Below are 16910 nucleotides of genomic sequence, written 5' to 3'. Positions count from 1 at the left end.
TGGATGCATGCGCACTGCCCAAGCCCCCTGCCCGCTCGGCCCCCGCTCTGCGCGGGGCGTGCACCTGACCGAACTGCTGGTGGTCATCACTGTGCTGGCGGTGCTGCTGGCCGCGTCCTGGCCGGCGCTGCAGCCCCTGTTGCGGCGGCAACGCGCCGATGCACTGCAACTGACCCTGCATGCCAGCCTGTCCGGCGCACGCAGCGAGGCAGTGCGCAGACGGGAGCTGATCGGCCTCTGCGCCAGTGTCGACGGCCAGCACTGCAGTGACGACTGGAGCGCCGGCTGGATCATCTACCGCAGCGGCGACCAGCGCGGGGAGCCTGCCTCGCCGGAGGCGATCCTGAGCCACCAAACCGGGCGTTCGGACATATCGATCCTTGCCCAGGCCAGCAGCGGGCGCCCGCAGCTGTTCTTCCAGGCAGATGGACGCAGCCCGGGGGCCAATCTGACCCTGCGCATCTGCGCGGGCAACAAGCTGCATGGCGCATTGATCGTCAACAACGGCGGCCGCGTCCGAAGCGAGCGCGTAGATCGCGGCACCCCCTGCTGAACGCTTGCGCAGAAAAACAAAAGCCGCGACTTCTCGCGGCTTTTGCAATATCTGGCGCCCGAAGTTGGACTCGAACCAACGACCCCCTGATTAACAGTCAAGTGCTCTAACCGGCTGAGCTATTCGGGCGGGGAGGCGCATTGTACTGATCGATTACAGGAAGATCAACACCTGTTTCACCAGCAGCTGGCAACGCCGCCGTCGGCCGTCTTGCGGTTGGCCTGGTCCACGCTCAACTTGCCACAGCTGTCCTTGGCCTGCGTGCCCTGCGGGGTGGCAGTGATGGTGAAGCTGGTGCCGTCGCCCTTGTAATCCAGGTTGTAGCGCGCAGTCCCTCCATCACGCGGCGACACCTTGGTCGGCAGTGCGTAGCCGGTGTAGGAGTTGTTGCTGGTGTGGTAGCGCTCCGCACGCTGCGCATACTCGGCCAGGTCCGCCTTCACCACGGCGCGATGCGATCGGCGCACGTACTCCTGGTAAGACGGAATGGCGATCGCCGCCAGGATGCCGATGACGATCACCACGATCATCAATTCAATCAGCGTGAAGCCGGCCGCGCGGCGAGGCATGGGAGTGTGCAACATGGGCGTGGATCCTCGCACTTGGGTTACTGGAGCTGGCGCCAGGACTGGCGACCGCACGGGTAAGGCAGATACAGCGACTGGCTGCCCGCAGCACCCACCGCCATCCAGCAGGAGCTGCCACCGGGCGGTGCCTTGTTGTCCGTCGGACGTGGCAACACCGACAGCGAGACGTCACGCACTGGCGCGGTTCCTCCTGTCTTCAGTGCAATGGCCGCGGTGCCGGAGCCGGGTCGGCTGCCGGTCGGCGAGCCATAACGGACGTTCTCCAGCATCGGCAGGCCACTGATCGACGACAACCCGAACAGCCAGTTCGAACCACTGGTCGAACAGCCGACCGTTTCCATGTTGGGTACATAGGTCGGCATGAAGACAATGCCACTGACCAGGATCGGGTTACCTACCGCACGCTCACCGTTGCCGGCAGGCAGCTGGATCATCCAGCCGCGGGCGTTGGCCGGCGCCGCACCCGCGGTGATCTTGCGCTCATCAACGCCTGCAGCGGCGGCCGCGACCGTGTACGGAACCAGGTTGGCAGCGGTCACCGTCGAGGTCACCGTCTTGCCCGACAGATCGTTCACGGCGTACAGCGCCTGCTGCGACTTGTCATCCTTGTCGCTGGTGAAGGAGAAGCTGCCGGTGCCGAAGTAAAGCATCACGCCGCCCGAAGGACCGGTCGCGGCGGTCATGCCACCGGTGATCGGCTGACGGTAGGTCCTGTTGGAGGAGTCCTGGGCAACCTGGCTGGTGAACATCGGCACGGTCAACGTGGTATTCGCACTGCTGGTCAGGTCGAACTTCCACACGGCGCCACGCTGATCGGCGGCATAGACGGTGTCGGCCAGGCCATCACGACCGCGCGCATCCTGGTTGGTACCGGTCCAACGATCGACAACGACCACATTGCCCAATCCGTTGTCACCGGAGATGCCAGCGCCCGAGGTACCCTCGACGGCTTCGATCATCCGGATGTCGCCACTGGCCATATCGACCACGAACAACACCGCCTTGCCGTTGGCGCTGCCGTAGCCATTACCGAAGATCGCCTTCCAGGCCACGCCGGTGCCACTCTTCACCGGCACGATCACCGGCTTGCCCAGCACGAAACCGATGTTGTTGCGCACCTCATCCCGCAGCGACGAATTGATGTCACTGATTTCCCACAGCACGTTGCCGGTGCCGAAGCTGCCCGGCGTGGTGACGTCCAGTGCGAACACCGAACGGCCACCCGCACCCGTGGTGCCTACCAGGCTGGTCTGCCAGGCGGTGCCGTTGAACGTATCGGACACCGTCACCGGACCATCGACGTAGTAACGATGACGGAAGGTCTGGTCGGCCGTGTCGGACTTGTAGGGGAACAGCAGGTTGGCCATGTGGCCCAGCGCGGTGGCCGGGATGTAGGCAAAGCTCTCCGTGCCACCGGTGCCGTCCTGCTTGGCATCGGCCTTCATGCCGCCGTCGAAGGCGTGCAGCATGCCGTCATTGGCGCCGACATAGACCATGTACCGCTGCGACTTGGCCTTGGTGGCCAGGTAGTCCGTATAGCTCTTTGCGTAGGTGCCACCCAACTGGCGGTAACCGTAGTCGTCCAGCGGCGAGCTCACCACCGGCGCCGAATTGACGATGTCACCCAGCGGCGTGGTGCGGTCGCGATACTTGCCACCGTTGCGGACTTCGGTCGAGCTGTCGGCACTGAGATAGTTGATGGCACTGGCCAGATCAGCCTTGATCGCCGTCAGCTTGTCGGTGGAGCACACCAGCATCGTCGCGTACTTGCCGTCAGGCTTGCTGCACAGGTCCTGCAGGCTGATGCGGGCGCTGTTGAAATCCACGGGCGAACCCAGCTTGTTGGCGACGATCCGGCGGCCGGACGATGTCAGGCGGCTGGAGGCTTCCCACACCTCGGTGAGCTCGGCCACCTGGTCGGCGTTGACCTTGACGCTGGACGCGGTCAGCTTGCTCGACCAATCAGTGCCGCTGTTGGTGATGTCATAACGCGGGGTGACCGCCAACGAGCCGGTACCGATGCGTGCACCACTGATACCGATCGTGCCTGAAGGCGACGCACCACCGGTGATCGAGGACAGTACCCGGCGCATGGCCTCGGTGACGTCGGCCGGCGTCTGCGCATTGATGAACTCACCACGGCTGTTGACGGCCGCGTGCCACAGTTCATCGATGACCGTACCGTCGTCGACATTCAGCGGGTTGCCGTTGCCAGCCCAGTTCGGCGGGTTCTTGTAGGGATCGTCGGTCGCTGCCTGGTTGACGCCATAGATCTTGCCCTGCGCGCCCAGGGTCACGCCGTAGAAGTTCATGTGCAGGTCGGTCTGGCAGTCCAGGCGCTTCCAGTCCGGGCTGCTCTTGTCCAGCGAACTGCACTTGTCACTGACCGGCACCTGGCCGGCCGGGAAGCTGGTGCCGGTGCGCAGGGGTGTGCGGGCGCCGGCATAGGCCGCCGCCGCGATGTCGGCGATGGTATTGCTGTAGCCATCGGCGAACGGAATGGACGGCAGGTGCGTGGAATTCACCGAGTCCGCATCACCGAACGATCCGTTGGGTGCATTGCCGGAGTTGGTGTAGCCGTCGGTGAACAGCATGCCGCCATTGCGCTGGCAGGCCAGCTGCACGGGGGCGTCGGCATCGGTACGACGGAACTGGTCGACCAGATATTCAACCGCGCGGCGGTTGGGCGTGCCGCCATTGCCGGTGAGCGTGTAGATCTGCTTGTAGAGATCGGCACGATTGGTGACCATGTCGTACATGGTCGCGTTGCTGAGCTTGTTGATGGTGAAGTAGCCCACGCGCATCGTATCGACGCTCACCAGCGCCGCAGTCGACGAACCGACGATCGCCAGCACGCGGTTGCGGTGGTACTGGAACCAGTTGGCAAAATTCTGGATCGCGGCGTTGTAGGCGGCCGGGCTCGAGTAGTTGCCCGGCTTGATCTGGTAGCGGCGCATGTCGCAGCTGGGACCACAGGCGCCTGCGATCAACGGCCGGCTGGTATTGTCCGTCTTGTAGCCCGCCGGAGCCGGTGCCGCCGCAGGCAGGTAGAACGTGGCCGGGAAATAGGTCACCGCATAGGTGGTGCTGCTGGTGATGCTGGTCGCCGCAGTGCTCCAGCCACGACCGGTGTAGTAGGAGTTGCCGGTGCCGGACAGGTCGGGAATCCGCATACCGCTGACAAACTGGAACTGTTCCGCCGTCGTGGAACGGTCGGTCGTCATGTTGTAGACCGCGTTGTAACCGCGCTGGGCCGAACGCGGGTCGGCACGGGTCTGGGTGATCGAGGCATCGGCCCACAACGTGCCATCGGCATTGGTCCACGGCCGGTAGGTCACGTCCGGGTTGAAGTAGCTGGCGTTGTAGACATGGGAACGGGCAAAGCCGTAGATGTCCAGCGGCGGAATGGCCCGGCCCGGTGAATATTCCTTGTTGAATTCCGCGTGCGGGTACAGGTAGAGGTAGCAGTCCACCGAACTGGTCGAACACGCCGAACCGACACTGAAGAAGCTTCCGTCATTGTTGAAGAAGCTTCCGGTGCTGGTGTTCCAGCGCATGCGGCCGTCACCACCGGGGAACATGCGTTCGAAGTTCATCGAACCCGAATCGTCCACCGCCATGATGAACGCCGGTGTCGCGCGGGTCTGCACGTTCATCGGCTCCTGTGCCAGCACGCCCTGCGCCTGTGCGGCAAACAAGGTATGCGCCAGATAGCCGCCAGCGGCCAACACGGCAAGGCCAACGCCTGCCAGGATCCTGCGGTTGCGAGTGTTCATGGGCTCCCCACCCTCACAGCTTGAATACGGTATCGATCGCCGCACGCGACGTCGCATCACTGGTGGTATCACCGGCATAGGTCGTGATCTGGTAGACCGGCGTTGGCTTCTCCACCGACTTGCCCATGTCCAGCGCACCCTCCCCCTGGATGCAACCCTGGATCTCACGGACATAGATGGCCGGCTTGCTGCCCAGCTTGGTTTTCGCGACCCAGGCCGACGGATCGAAGCCGTCATCGCACTGCTGGCTGATGTCGGCGGACGCTACGGCCGGATTGGCACCGGCATCCTTGCGATTGGCGATGTTCTCCACCGCGTTCTCGGCGCTGCGTGCCGCGCCTTCGGCGTTCTGGAACGCCATGTTGGTCGCCCGGTAGCCGGCCGCCATGCGCTCCTGCATGCCGGCCACCTGCATGCCGATGACGCCCAGCAGGGCCAGCAGCACCAGCATGATCAGCGCGACGTAGAGAACGGCACCCTGCTGTCGTGCCTGGGCAACGAAGGGACGGCGTCGGGAGGAAGGATGAGTGCGCATGGTCGTCAGTTCCCGAACAAGCGGTTGCGCAGCGCAACGGACGCTTCATAGGCGCCCCGATGGCGCTGGTCGTAAGGATCGGCCGGGGCAAAGCCCACCCCGAGGATGGCCGGATAGGTGGCCGCGCTGCCCGGCGCCTCGGCCGACGCACGCTGCGGGCTGCGCGCCAGCAGGCCGACCTGCACCATGCCGACGCGGCGCCACTGCCCTGCGGCGGTGGCATCGGTACCGGTGCTGACCGCACTGGCCACGCGCTGGTCGACGATGCGACCGGTCGGCGGCGTGGGCAGGGCGATATCCGGGGTGGCATCCAGTCCGTACAGGAACTGCATGTTCTCGATGCCTTCCACCAGCTCCTCGCCATCGGCGTAGCCGCCGGCGCCATTCGCGCGTGCCCGGTAAAGCGCCGGCTCGCCATTGGGATTGGTCGCGATGTAGTACGCCATGCCATCGGCGCGATACAGCATGGTCATCGCGTTGTTGATCGAATAGTTGCTCAGGTCGACCTTGTCCACCTTCACCGTCGAACCGCTGATGGTGGCCGGGAACACGTCGGCACGGGTGCAGTCGGCTATGCCGAAGACCGTCGGCGCACCTGCGGCGTTGGCCTTCAGCCGGGCCATGCCATCACTGGAGACGGTCAGCGTGGTCGCGCCCGCGGCCACGGAGATGCCGGTCACCACGGCCCCTTCCGGACTCATCAGGCGCAGCACCAGGATGTCGCTGCCCGGCAATGGCGCCGGCTTGAGGTTGGCGATGCTCTTCGGCACCGACTGCGCCGCGCTCCACGCGCGGCCCAGGGTCAGGGTGGCGCCCGGCGCCGTACCTGCTGCCTCATACCCCTGCACCGGAACCGAGAAATCCTGCGGGTCGCCACTGCCCGAGCTGATGCCCAGGTGATAACCGACATCGCCGGTGTTCTTGACCACATGGGCCTGGTCGTTGACGCAGCCGAAGTGGCCGGCCATGCGCAGGTCACGCTGCAGGAAATCCAGCGCGAAGCGCGCGTTCTCCTGGGTACGGGCCGCACCTTCGGACAGGCGCGATGCCGCACGCGAGGCGATGAAGATCTGGGTGACGCCCAGCATCAGGACCAGGCCGATGACCATGGCGATCATCAGTTCGATCAGCGACAGGCCTCGGACGCGCGAAATTGGACTCATGGGCATGTTCACAGGAAGGTCGTCAGGCCGAAGGTGGTAAGGCTGTCGGGGTCCTTCGGATCCCAGCGCTGGTCACCCCAGCTGATGGCCACGGTGACCTCGCCGGTGCTCTGCACGAAGGTCACCTGCGCGCTGGCCTTCTCGCCCAGCGTACGCGCGACCTCGCACTGCCAGCGTGCCACGTTCGCCTGCGGCGTCACGGCAGCGCCAGTGGGCCAGGCACAGGCCCCGCTGGGCTTCACCGAGCCGGCCGAGAACGAGGCCGAGGAATAGGCGCCACCGGCCAGGGTGTCGGTGCGCTGCGCGCGCATCAGTTCGATCAGGTCGTTGGCCAGGTTGGTCGCCTGGGTACGGTAGTTCGCGCTCTGCACGAAGCGGACGTTGGTGGTCTGCAGCAGGGCGAAGCCCAGCAGCCCGAATGCCAGGATCAGCACCGCCACCATCACTTCGACCAGGCTGAAGCCCCCCTGCGACGAACGCGGGCGGGCCAGGTTGCGGCGGCTCATGAGCAGGTTCCCTTGGTCACCCGGACCTGGCCGGATTGGTTGATCGTCAACGTGCTTTTCGATTCGCCGGCCTTGCACGCATCCGGCGACAGCACCAGCGTCTGATCGGCGACCGCCCTGCGCCGGCCGCGCCCGTCGAAGGCGATGACCGCGCCCGGCGGGCCAACTACGCTCAGCTGCGGATTGCCCTGTGAAAAGCGCAGCGCGACGTCATTGCTGCCCATCTGGCCGTCGCCATCCAGGTCCGACCAGGCCAGTACCCCTTTGGACCAGTCGCCGTCACAGGCTTTGCCATCGGCGCTGCCACAGACGCCGCCACCGTTGCTGTTGCGGATGCCTTCGCTGCGGGCCAGGTTGGCCAGCGCGATCAGCTCGTTGTTGGCGGTCGCCAGCCGGTTCGAGCGGATCATGCCGCGGAAGCTCGGGTAGGCGATCGACGCCAGGACCACGAAGACGGCCAGCGTGACCATCAGTTCAACCAGCGTGAAGCCGTTTTGCCGGCGCAAAGACATTGGACGCTCCCCAGCGTGTTGGTGGCCACGATGGGCCATCGCCCCGCCACCGGCAAGCGGCGGCAGGATGAACGGTCAATCCGGGGCGACGGGCGTCAAAGGCTTGACGACCCGTCCTCCCCTGCCAGTGCCGGCGCGATCCCCATCACGCCGGCCCGGGTTCAGGCCAGCACCTGGTAGCAGGGCTGGTACTCGCCGGAGATCTTCATCCGGCGCTGCTCGACGAAGGCGCGCAGCAGCGCATCCAGCGCCTGCATCATGTCCGGGTCACCGTGGATCTGGAACGGCCCGAACTGCTCGATGCGGCGCATGCCGTCTTCCTTCACGTTGCCGGCGACGATGCCCGAGAACGCGCGGCGCAGGTCGGCCGCCAGCGCGTGCGGGGCACGCCCGTGGTGCAGGTCCAGCGCCGCCATCGCTTCGTGGGTGGGTACGAACGGCTGCTGGTACTCCCACGGAATCTCGATCGACCAGTTGAAGAAGAACGAGTCCTTCTGCGCCAGGCGGTGCTCGCGCACGCGCTTGATGCCGGTGGCCATCTTCTTCGCAACCGCCACCGGGTCGCCGATGATGATCTCGTAGCGCTCGGCAGCCGCATCGCCCAGGGTCAGGCGGATGAAGCGATCAATCTGCTCGAAGTACGGTGCCGCTACCGTCGGGCCGGTCAGGATCAGCGGGAACGGCAGGTCCTTGTTCTCCTCGCGCAGCAGGATGCCGAGCAGGTACAGGATCTCTTCGGCGGTACCGACGCCACCGGCGAACACGATGATGCCGTGGCCGATGCGGACGAAGGCCTCAAGGCGCTTCTCGATGTCCGGCATGATCACCAGGTGGTTGACGATCGGGTTCGGCGACTCGGCGGCGATGATGCCCGGCTCGGTCAGGCCGATGTAACGCGTCACGGTACGGCGCTGCTTGGCGTGGGCGATGGTGGCACCCTTCATCGGGCCCTTCATCGCACCCGGGCCACAGCCGGTGCAGATGTCCAGGCCGCGCAGGCCCAGTTCATAGCCCACCTGCTTGGTGTACAGGTATTCGTCGCGCGAGATCGAGTGTCCGCCCCAGCACACCACCAGGTTCGGATCACCCGGATTGAGGATGCGCGCGTTGCGCAGCAGGCCGAACACCGCGTTGGTGATGCCCTCGGATGACTCCAGCTCGGCCGCGTAGGCCGGGCCCATTTCGATGGCCATGTAGGCCAGGTCGCGCACGACGGCGAACAGCAGTTCGGCGACACCGCGGATGATCTCGCCGTCGACGAAGGCCATCGCCGGTGCGTTGACCAGATCGATGCGCACGCCGCGATCCTGCTGCGCTACCTGGATGTCGAAATCAGGGTAGAGGTCGCGCGCCGCGCGCGGATCGTCCGAGGCGCTGCCGCTGGTCAGCACGGCCAGCGCGCAGCGGCGCAGCAGCTCATGCATGCCGCCGGCGGAGGCATCGCGCAGGCGTGCCACCTCGGCCCGCGACAGCACGTCCAGCCCACCGCGCGGGTAGATCCGCGCATCCTGTACCGGCAGCGCACGGGCCGATTTTTCGTTCGTGGTCATATCCAACTTTTCGCTTCCTTCAAGGTTTCCGACTGTACTGCCGCCCCCTTAAAAAGCAAAACGGCCGGGAAGCCCGACCGTTGGATGTGTGCTGCCCGCGTTCGCCATTTTGGGACCGCATCGGCGGCGTTGGCACCGCGTACATTTCTGGATGCTACGCCGTTGCCCGACACCCTGCAAGAACTTTCGCCTGAACGGAAAACGGCCGGGTTTCCCCGGCCGTTTCCACTTACCACTTCAAGCGCTGATGGATCAGAACTTGTACTTCAGGGTCAGCTGCATCGACCAACGCGACACGGCGGTGTTGCCCTTGTCGTTGTTGTTTTCCTGCACCGACGGGTTGTCGGTCGAACCAGTGAAGGAGTACACGTACTTGCCGGTGGCCGGATCGATACCTGCGTAGTTGGCAACGCGACGGGTCGAGTAGAAGCCGTAGTCGTCGATCAGGCCCCACTTCTTGTTCAGCAGGTTGCCGACATTCATGATGTCCAGGGCGACTTCACCCTTGTGACCCTTCATGAAGCCCGGGAATTCCTGGCTGACGCGGACGTCGAAGCTGTTGACCCACGAGGCGCGGTGGCGGTTGGCCGGGACCACGCTGCCACGGTAGGCATCCAGTTCCGGGTTCTGCGCCAGCCAGTCGAAGAACTGCTTCTCCATTGCGGCACCGCCGGTGAACAGCACGTCGCCCGGACCCTTCGGCACGTAGAACAGGTCGTTGGTGGCAGCACCGTCGCCGTTGGCATCGTTGTAGAAGATGTAGCTGTACGGACGGCCCGAACGGCCTTCGTAGAACAGGCCGACGCGGGTGGCGTTGTCACCGAAGAAGTTGTGCTTCCACTCCAGGGTGCCGGTGACGCGGTCCTTCATCGCATAACGCGAGTTGTAGGCCACGTTCTCGTTGGCATTGAAGATCAGCGTGTTGTTCCAGTTCGAGGTGTTCTGCGAGCTGGACAGCGGGCTGACCTCGGTCGACTTGGTGTAGGTGTAACCCAGCGACCAGCCCCAGTTCTCGGTCAGCGGCTTGGCCAGCGAGAAGGTGGCCTGGGTACCGCGGCCCTTGTCGGTGTTGCGCAGGACCAGCACATCGCCGATGTCGGACGGACGGTTGGCGCGGTCAACCGCACCCTTGGTACCGGTCGACATGCCGTAGTCGACACCCTTGTCGATACGGGTATTGGCCTGATTGCGGCCAGCGGCGTTCCAGTAGATCGCGCGGCCATCCTGACCGAAGGCGGTCGGCGCCGACACGTCCAGACGGTCGAAGTAGATGCCGTCCTTGACCTTGGTGAACAGCACTTCGGCCGACGCCACGATGCCGTACCACGGCAGCTCATGGTCGAACGCCAGGTTGGCCTTCCACACCGACGGCAGGCGGGTGCCCGGCGCGATGATGTCAACGTTCTGACGGGCCGAAGCCGGGCCACCGGCCGGGATGTACGGGTTGTTGCCGTCCGGGGTGAAGGCACCGGCCGGGATGCTGCGCTCGTCGTACTCGATGTAGTTCAGGCCGGTGTTCTGGTAGGCACCTGCCAGCCACACGTTCGGGGCGGCGCCGCCGAACAGGCCCACGCCACCACGCAGCTGGGTCGGGCGATCGCTGTCGAAGGTGTAGTTGAAGCCGACGCGCGGCTGCACCAGGTTCTTGTCGACCAGCTTGGTGTTGTTGAAGCCGTACAGCTGCTCGATGCGCGGGTTGTACAGGCGCTGGGTGCTGAAGTCAGGCATGTCGATGCGCACGCCGAACATCAGGTTCAGGTTGTAGTTGATCGCCCAGGTGTCCTGCACGAACACGCCGGTGTTCTTCAGGGTGAAGTCGGCCGGGATGTCGCTGCGGCTGCCATCGGCGCGCGGAGCACGCAGCTGGTAGCGCGAAGCCTTGCCCGCCAGGAAATCGTTGACGCTGTTGAATTCGTACACGCCGTTGAGGTTGCGGCCGTAGAAGTTCATCAGGTCATTCTTCGAGTAATCGAAGCCGAACTTGACGGTGTGGTCACCGATGTACCAGGTACCGGCACCAAAGGCGCTCAGTTCCTTCGACTCGACGATGTTGACGTGGGTGTTCTGTTCGGTACCGACGTACAGCGAATCGTTGCCCGACTTGATGCGGATCTGCGGCATGTCGACCAGCGGGACGCGGTTGGCCGAGTAATCCTTGTGCGAGACCTTGAACTCGGTCGAGAAGTTCTCGGACCAGTCACTGAACAGTTCGCCCATCCAGGTTTCGTACTGGGTCGGCTGCTGGTACCAGAAGTTGCTCAGCGAGATGGCGCTGCTGCTGACCTGCGGGAAGCGAACGACGTTCTGCTCCATCTTGTTGTAGCGCAGGGCCGCACGGTGGTTCTCGTTGATGTTCCAGTCCAGCTTGACCGCATACTCTTCGATCTCGGTCTTGCTGTTCGGCGCCGTCAGGCTGCCCGGGTCGTAGCCCAGCTTGCCCAGGAAGTTCTGGACGTCGGTGATCTGCTGCTGGGTGATGGTGCCACGGCCGATCGGCGTGTCGCTCAGGGCGACGCCGGCAGCCGAGCGCTCGTACTTTTCATAGTTGGTGAAGAAGAACAGCTTGTCCTTGACGATCGGGCCGCCGAAGGTCATGCCGTAGGTCTTCTCGTCCTCGAAGCCGTTGAAGTCCTGCTTGTCACCTTCCAGGCGCGAGCGGACCATGTCCTTGTCGCGGTACGAACCGTACACGGTGCCGTGGAATTCATTGGTACCCGACTTGGTCACGGCGTTGATCACCGCGCCGGTGCCACCGGCGATGGTGGTGTCGTAGTTGGCCAGGTCGATGTTGATTTCCTGGATGGCGTCCATCGACACCGGCTGACGCTCGGTCGGCAGGTTGTTGGAACCCAGGCCGAACGGATCGGAGGCGCTGATGCCGTCGATGCGGATGGCGTTGTAACGGGTGTTCTGGCCGCCAGCCGAGATCGCGCCGTCCGCCTTGCTGACCTGCGAGATGCGCGGGTCGAGACGGACGTAGTCCTGGATGTTGCGGCTGGCCGACGGCAGCGCATCCATCGTTTCGCGGGTCACGTTGGTGCCGGTGCCCATCTTGTTGGCACTGAACAGGTCCAGGCCGCCGGCGGTGGCAACAACGTTCACCGCGTCCAGGTTGGTCGCAGCCAGATCGCCGCCCAGGTTGGCGTTGACGGTGTTGACCTGGTTCAGGTTCAGGTAGACACCTTCCTCGGTCTTGGTGCCTTCACCGGACTTGGTGATGGTGATGGTGTACGGACCACCCACGCGCAGGCCGCGCGCGTTGTATCGGCCCGACGCATCGGTGGTGGCACGCGAAACAGTGCCCGACTCGGTGTGCGTGATGGTGACTTCAGCGCCGGCGACAGGCTGGCCTGCAGCGGACATCACCTGGCCGCCGACACCGGCGGAGGTGCTGCTCTGGGCGAAGGCGGGAGCGGCAGCAAGTGCAGCCACGAGACCAAGGGTAAGCTTGGACATCCGGAGTGGGTGGGTCATTTTTCGGTAGCCTCGATGCGAGTTGGCGATGGCGGAAAAAAAGCGCATCCAAGCAGCCCTGCGGGTGGCTGATCGGAGAGTTATCTGGGTTCCCTACCGCTCGGCTGAAGGCAGCCCTAACGGTTAACACTAGATTAACACGCTACGCCATCAATGTGACGGTTGTGCGACAAACGGCACCGGTTCGCAACGCAATCGTGACGGGTTCTTCACTCCGTCTTCCCACGGGGCTCACCTTTCCCGAGGCGTCTCACTGGCATCGAGAATCTGCCCGCGCCAGGCGCTCCCAGCGGCGGACAGCAGGGTCACCGCAGCGGCCGCCGCGGCTTCCGGGCCTTGCGCAGCCGGGTCCTGGTCCACGGAATAGGCGCGGGCCCGAAGCGCCGTGCGCAGGGGGCCGGGGTACAGGCCGCTGACCCGGATGGGACTACGGCCCAGTTCATCGTGCAGGCTGGCGATCAGGCCACGCAGGCCATGCTGGGCCACGCCATACCCCCCCCAATAGGCCTGTCCGACCCGTTCGGGAGCATCGACCGCGAACACCAGAGCGGCATCCTCGCGTTGCCGCAGCAGCGGCAGGCAGGCCTGGGCCAGCCAGGCCGGCGCGGTCAGGGTGACATGGACCGCACGGGCGAAACTGGCCGGGTCAGCCAGTTCAAACGGAGTCAGCCCGGGGAAATGCGCGGCGCAGACCAGCAGTCCATCCAGCCGCCCCAGCTCGCGCTGCAGGGCCTGGGCCAGTTCGGCATAGTCATCGGGGCTGGCGCCTTCCAGGTCCAGCGGGTACAGAAGCGGTTCCGGGCCGACCGCCTGGACCTGGGCATAGACCCGGTCCAGCCGGCGCGGCTTGCGTCCCAGCAGGACCACGGTGGCACCGGCCGCGGCTGCGGCGACCGCCGCGGCACTGCCCAGCCCTCCCCCGGCGCCGGCGACCAGTACGACGCGATCCTGCAACGGGCGGCCATCGATCGCCCCGTCAGTCGGTGACGTCGACGGCCAGGCACTCATCCCTGGGTCGCCTCTTCGACGATGCGCTTGAGCTCGCCGGATTCAAACAGTTCCATGACGATGTCGCAGCCGCCGATCAACTCACCGTTGATGAACAGCTGCGGGAAGGTCGGCAGATTGGAAAAGCGCGGCAGGTTGGCGCGGATCTCCGGCTCTTCGAGCACGTTGACAGTGCGCAGGGTGACGGCGCCGGCTGCCATCAACGCCTGCACGGCGCGACTGGAAAAGCCGCACATCGGGTATTGCGGGGTGCCCTTCATGAACAGCACGAGCGGGTAACGATCGACCTCGGCCTGGATTTGCTGCATTACCGCCACAACCACACTCCTTGCTTCGCCGGACAAACCGACCGTGATGGTCGGCTAGACTGCCCACGGTAGCCGCCATTGTAAGCGGATGGAACAGGCTGCCGCCGTCCCCCTGGCCACGAACCTGTCCATGCCCGTCGAATTACCTGCCCTGCCCTACCTCCCCGGCTCCCTGCAGCCCCACCTGTCCGCGCAGACCGTTGAGTCGCATCACGGCCGCCACCACCGCGCCTACGTTGACGCGGTCAACGCCGGCACTCTCGGCACCGAGTGGGAGGAGGCGTCACTGGAAGAGATCGTGCGCCATGCCCAGGGCACGCTGTTCGATGCGGCCGCCCAGGCCTGGAACCACGGCTTCTATTGGCAGTGCCTGCGCCCGCGCGGCGGCGGCGAGCCGCAGGGCCGGCTGGGCGAGCTGGTCAAGCGCCAGTTCGGTGATGCGCAGCGCCTGCGCGAGGAATTCAACCGCACCGCGCTGGGCCTGTTCGGCTCGGGCTGGGTGTGGCTGGTGCAGCACCCCGGTGGCCAGCTCGGCATCCAGGCCACCCGCAACGCCGGCACGCCACTGACCGGCGAAAGCACCCCGCTGCTGTGCTGCGATGTCTGGGAGCACGCCTACTACACCGATTACCAGAATGATCGCGCGCGTTACCTGGATGCCTTCTGGCAGATGGTCAACTGGGAATTCGCCGAGAGCCAGCTGCGCTGACTGCCTGTAGAGCCGAGCCCATGCTCGGCTGGCCGGACAGCAGCCGAGCATGGGCTCGGCTCTACAGATGAAGCGTCACGCGTTCTCGTGCGCAGCCACCGCGTCCATCACCCGCGCCGAGTACACCAGCGCCGCGCCGGCGTTGAGCGACACCGCCACGCCCAGTGCTTCGGCGATTTCCTCGCGGCTGGCGCCATGCTTCAGCGCAGCGTCCACGTGCACGGTGATGCAGCCGTCGCAGCGGGTGGTCACCGCCACCGCCAATGCGATCAGCTCACGGGTCTTGGCATCCAGGTGGTTGGTCTGGGCACCGGCATTGGCCAGGGTGGCGTAGCCCTTGACCGTGTCCGGCGAGAGCTTGCCGATCTCTCCGATGCGGCCCTTCAGTTCCTTGCGATAGGCATTCCAGTCGAGCATGGTCGTGACTCCTGTGAAAGGAGCTCCACGCTACCACCGGCAATGGTGCGCCGATGCCTGCACCGGCGCGCCACACCGTTGCAGGCATACAAGGTTGTGCCGGCCATTGGCCGGCACGCCCGGGCTCAGCGGTTGCGCAGCGCGTGCACTGCCGGCGCCACCTGGGCCTGGCGGTCCAGCTCCAGGCCGACCTGGTCCAGCGCATCGGCCAATGCAGCGGCATCATCGTCGCGCAACGTGGCGTGGCCGACCTTGCGACCTTCGCGCGGCTCCTTGCCGTAATCGTGCCAATGGCCACTGGCCTGACCCAGCACCGGCGCCGGATCGGGCATCTTGCCCAGCCAGTTCAGCATGCAGGCATGGCCGAGCATGCGGGTGCTGCCCAGTGGCAGGCCCAGCACGGCACGCAAGTGATTCTCGAACTGCGAGGTCTCGCTGCCTTCGATGGTCCAGTGGCCGGAGTTGTGCACGCGCGGTGCCATCTCGTTGGCCAGCAGTTCGCCGTCGCGACAGAACAGCTCCAGTGCGAACACGCCCACATACTGCAGGTGCTCGGCGACGCGGCGGGCATAGCCGATCGCTGCCTGCCGCTCGGCGTCGGACAGCACCGCCGGTGCCACGCTGGCGGACAGCACGCCGTCGACATGCCAGTTGCCGGTGACCGGCCAGGCTTCGAAGCTGCCATCGCGGCCACGCACGGCCACCACGCTGACCTCGCGTTGGAAGGCCACGAAGCCCTCCAGGATCAGTCCGGTGCGCTCCACCTGGGCACCGAGCGCATCCCATGCGGCGTCGATGTCGGCTTCGCTGCGCAGGCGGAACTGACCCTTGCCGTCGTAGCCGAGGCGGCGGGTCTTGAGGATGCACGGCAGGCCGAACTCAGCCGCCTTCGCCGCCAGCTCGTCGCGGTTACGGATGTCGGCGAAGGCCGGCAGCGGAATACCCAGCTGCTGGAACAGGGTCTTCTCGCTCAACCGGTCCTGGGCCACCGCCAGCGCGGCCGGCGGCGGATAGACCGGCACGCGGTCGGCCAGGAACTGTGCACTGTCGGCAGGTACGTTCTCGAAATCGAAGGTGACCACATCGACCTTGGCGGCGAAGTCCGCCAGGGCCTGGCGGTCATCGAAGGCGCCCACGGTGAGCGGCGCCAGCGGGCCGCTGCAGGCGTCGGCGGCCGGGTCGTACAGTTCGAAGCGAAGCCCCAGCGGCGCACCGGCCAGGACCATCATGCGGGCGAGCTGGCCGCCGCCCAGGATGCCGACAGTCAGGCTCATTGGCGCGGATCGTCGTGGGCCATCACGTCTTCGGTCTGGCGTGCACGGAAGGCATCGAGCGCCTGGCCGATCGCCGGCTGGTCGCTGGCCAGCATCGCCGCCGCGAACAGCGCGGCGTTGGAGGCGCCGGCGTTGCCGATGGCGAAGGTGGCGACCGGGATGCCGGCCGGCATCTGCACGATCGACAGCAGGGAATCCATTCCGTTGAGGGCCTTGGACTGCACCGGCACACCCAGCACCGGCACGGCGGTCTTGGCCGCGATCATGCCCGGCAGGTGCGCGGCCCCGCCTGCACCGGCGATGATCGCGCGCAGGCCACGCGGGCCCGCCTGCTCGGCGTAACTGAACAACACATCCGGCGTCCGATGCGCGGACACCACCTTCACTTCGAACGGAACACCCAGGGCTTCAAGCTTCTGGGCGGCGTGCTGCATGGTTTCCCAGTCGGAACGGGAACCCATGACGATGCCGACAAGCGGCGCGATCGGGTTGGGGGTCATTGGCCGTCACCTGCCTTAAAGACGTATTCTAGCCGTCT

General features: G+C 65.5%; 15 protein-coding genes and 1 tRNA gene. 2 read left to right on the top strand and 14 right to left on the bottom strand.

What is annotated here, in order from left to right; translation table 11 throughout:
* Positions 1-7 precede the first annotated feature (7 nt).
* Entirely contained in the window at positions 8-553 is a 546-nt protein-coding gene (locus ACZ75I_RS06980; protein WP_472958866.1) for a GspH/FimT family pseudopilin, read from the top strand.
* A 52-nt stretch (positions 554-605) separates the two neighbouring features.
* On the opposite strand, the gene ACZ75I_RS06975 is transcribed toward ACZ75I_RS06980, so the two are convergent.
* The 11 genes from ACZ75I_RS06975 to grxD all read right to left on the bottom strand — a co-directional run bounded on the left by ACZ75I_RS06975 (position 606) and on the right by grxD (position 13981).
* Positions 606-682, bottom strand: a tRNA-Asn gene (locus ACZ75I_RS06975).
* 47 nt (positions 683-729) lie between these two features.
* Complete coding sequence (locus ACZ75I_RS06970; protein ID WP_005415966.1) at positions 730-1137, bottom strand: type IV pilin protein; 408 nt, start codon at positions 1135-1137, stop codon at positions 730-732.
* A 23-nt stretch (positions 1138-1160) separates the two neighbouring features.
* Positions 1161-4916 (bottom strand): pilus assembly protein, encoded by a 3756-nt coding sequence (locus ACZ75I_RS06965; protein WP_180869997.1) that lies wholly within the window; start codon positions 4914-4916, stop codon positions 1161-1163.
* A gap of 13 nt (positions 4917-4929) precedes the next feature.
* Positions 4930-5451, bottom strand: coding sequence for a pilus assembly PilX family protein (locus ACZ75I_RS06960; protein ID WP_032954069.1), 522 nt, complete (start codon positions 5449-5451; stop codon positions 4930-4932).
* Positions 5452-5456: 5 nt separating this feature from the next.
* Complete coding sequence (locus tag ACZ75I_RS06955; RefSeq protein WP_065177472.1) at positions 5457-6614, bottom strand: PilW family protein; 1158 nt, start codon at positions 6612-6614, stop codon at positions 5457-5459.
* A gap of 8 nt (positions 6615-6622) precedes the next feature.
* A complete protein-coding gene (pilV, locus tag ACZ75I_RS06950; protein ID WP_180869995.1) occupies positions 6623-7120 on the bottom strand; it encodes a type IV pilus modification protein PilV in 498 nt (165 codons plus the stop codon).
* On the bottom strand, positions 7117-7632 hold the full coding sequence (locus ACZ75I_RS06945; protein ID WP_005415961.1) for a pilus assembly FimT family protein: 516 nt from the start codon (positions 7630-7632) through the stop codon (positions 7117-7119). Before ACZ75I_RS06945 ends, pilV begins: the two co-directional genes overlap by 4 nt.
* A gap of 161 nt (positions 7633-7793) precedes the next feature.
* Positions 7794-9182, bottom strand: a complete 1389-nt coding sequence (gene ppnN / locus ACZ75I_RS06940; protein WP_019659018.1) for a nucleotide 5'-monophosphate nucleosidase PpnN — start codon at positions 9180-9182, stop codon at positions 7794-7796.
* A gap of 252 nt (positions 9183-9434) precedes the next feature.
* On the bottom strand, positions 9435-12656 hold the full coding sequence (locus tag ACZ75I_RS06935; RefSeq protein WP_082783292.1) for a TonB-dependent receptor: 3222 nt from the start codon (positions 12654-12656) through the stop codon (positions 9435-9437).
* Positions 12657-12887: 231 nt separating this feature from the next.
* Positions 12888-13664, bottom strand: coding sequence for an SDR family NAD(P)-dependent oxidoreductase (locus ACZ75I_RS06930; protein WP_231352648.1), 777 nt, complete (start codon positions 13662-13664; stop codon positions 12888-12890).
* A complete protein-coding gene (gene grxD / locus ACZ75I_RS06925) occupies positions 13661-13981 on the bottom strand; it encodes a Grx4 family monothiol glutaredoxin (RefSeq protein ID WP_005415957.1) in 321 nt (106 codons plus the stop codon). Before grxD ends, ACZ75I_RS06930 begins: the two co-directional genes overlap by 4 nt.
* A gap of 121 nt (positions 13982-14102) precedes the next feature.
* Between grxD and ACZ75I_RS06920 the strand changes: the two genes are divergently transcribed.
* On the top strand, positions 14103-14681 hold the full coding sequence (locus ACZ75I_RS06920) for a superoxide dismutase (RefSeq protein WP_346476743.1): 579 nt from the start codon (positions 14103-14105) through the stop codon (positions 14679-14681).
* 75 nt (positions 14682-14756) lie between these two features.
* Here ACZ75I_RS06920 and ACZ75I_RS06915 read toward each other — a convergent pair whose 3' ends face one another.
* The 3 genes from ACZ75I_RS06915 to purE all read right to left on the bottom strand — a co-directional run bounded on the left by ACZ75I_RS06915 (position 14757) and on the right by purE (position 16872).
* Positions 14757-15098, bottom strand: a complete 342-nt coding sequence (locus tag ACZ75I_RS06915; RefSeq protein WP_019659022.1) for a carboxymuconolactone decarboxylase family protein — start codon at positions 15096-15098, stop codon at positions 14757-14759.
* A gap of 125 nt (positions 15099-15223) precedes the next feature.
* On the bottom strand, positions 15224-16372 hold the full coding sequence (locus ACZ75I_RS06910; RefSeq protein WP_154350504.1) for a 5-(carboxyamino)imidazole ribonucleotide synthase: 1149 nt from the start codon (positions 16370-16372) through the stop codon (positions 15224-15226).
* Positions 16369-16872, bottom strand: a complete 504-nt coding sequence (purE, locus tag ACZ75I_RS06905) for a 5-(carboxyamino)imidazole ribonucleotide mutase (RefSeq protein WP_005412808.1) — start codon at positions 16870-16872, stop codon at positions 16369-16371. Before purE ends, ACZ75I_RS06910 begins: the two co-directional genes overlap by 4 nt.
* Positions 16873-16910 lie beyond the last annotated feature (38 nt).

This window comes from Stenotrophomonas sp. X (genome assembly GCF_055721025.1).
This window is presented reverse-complemented; position numbering and strand designations above follow the sequence as displayed.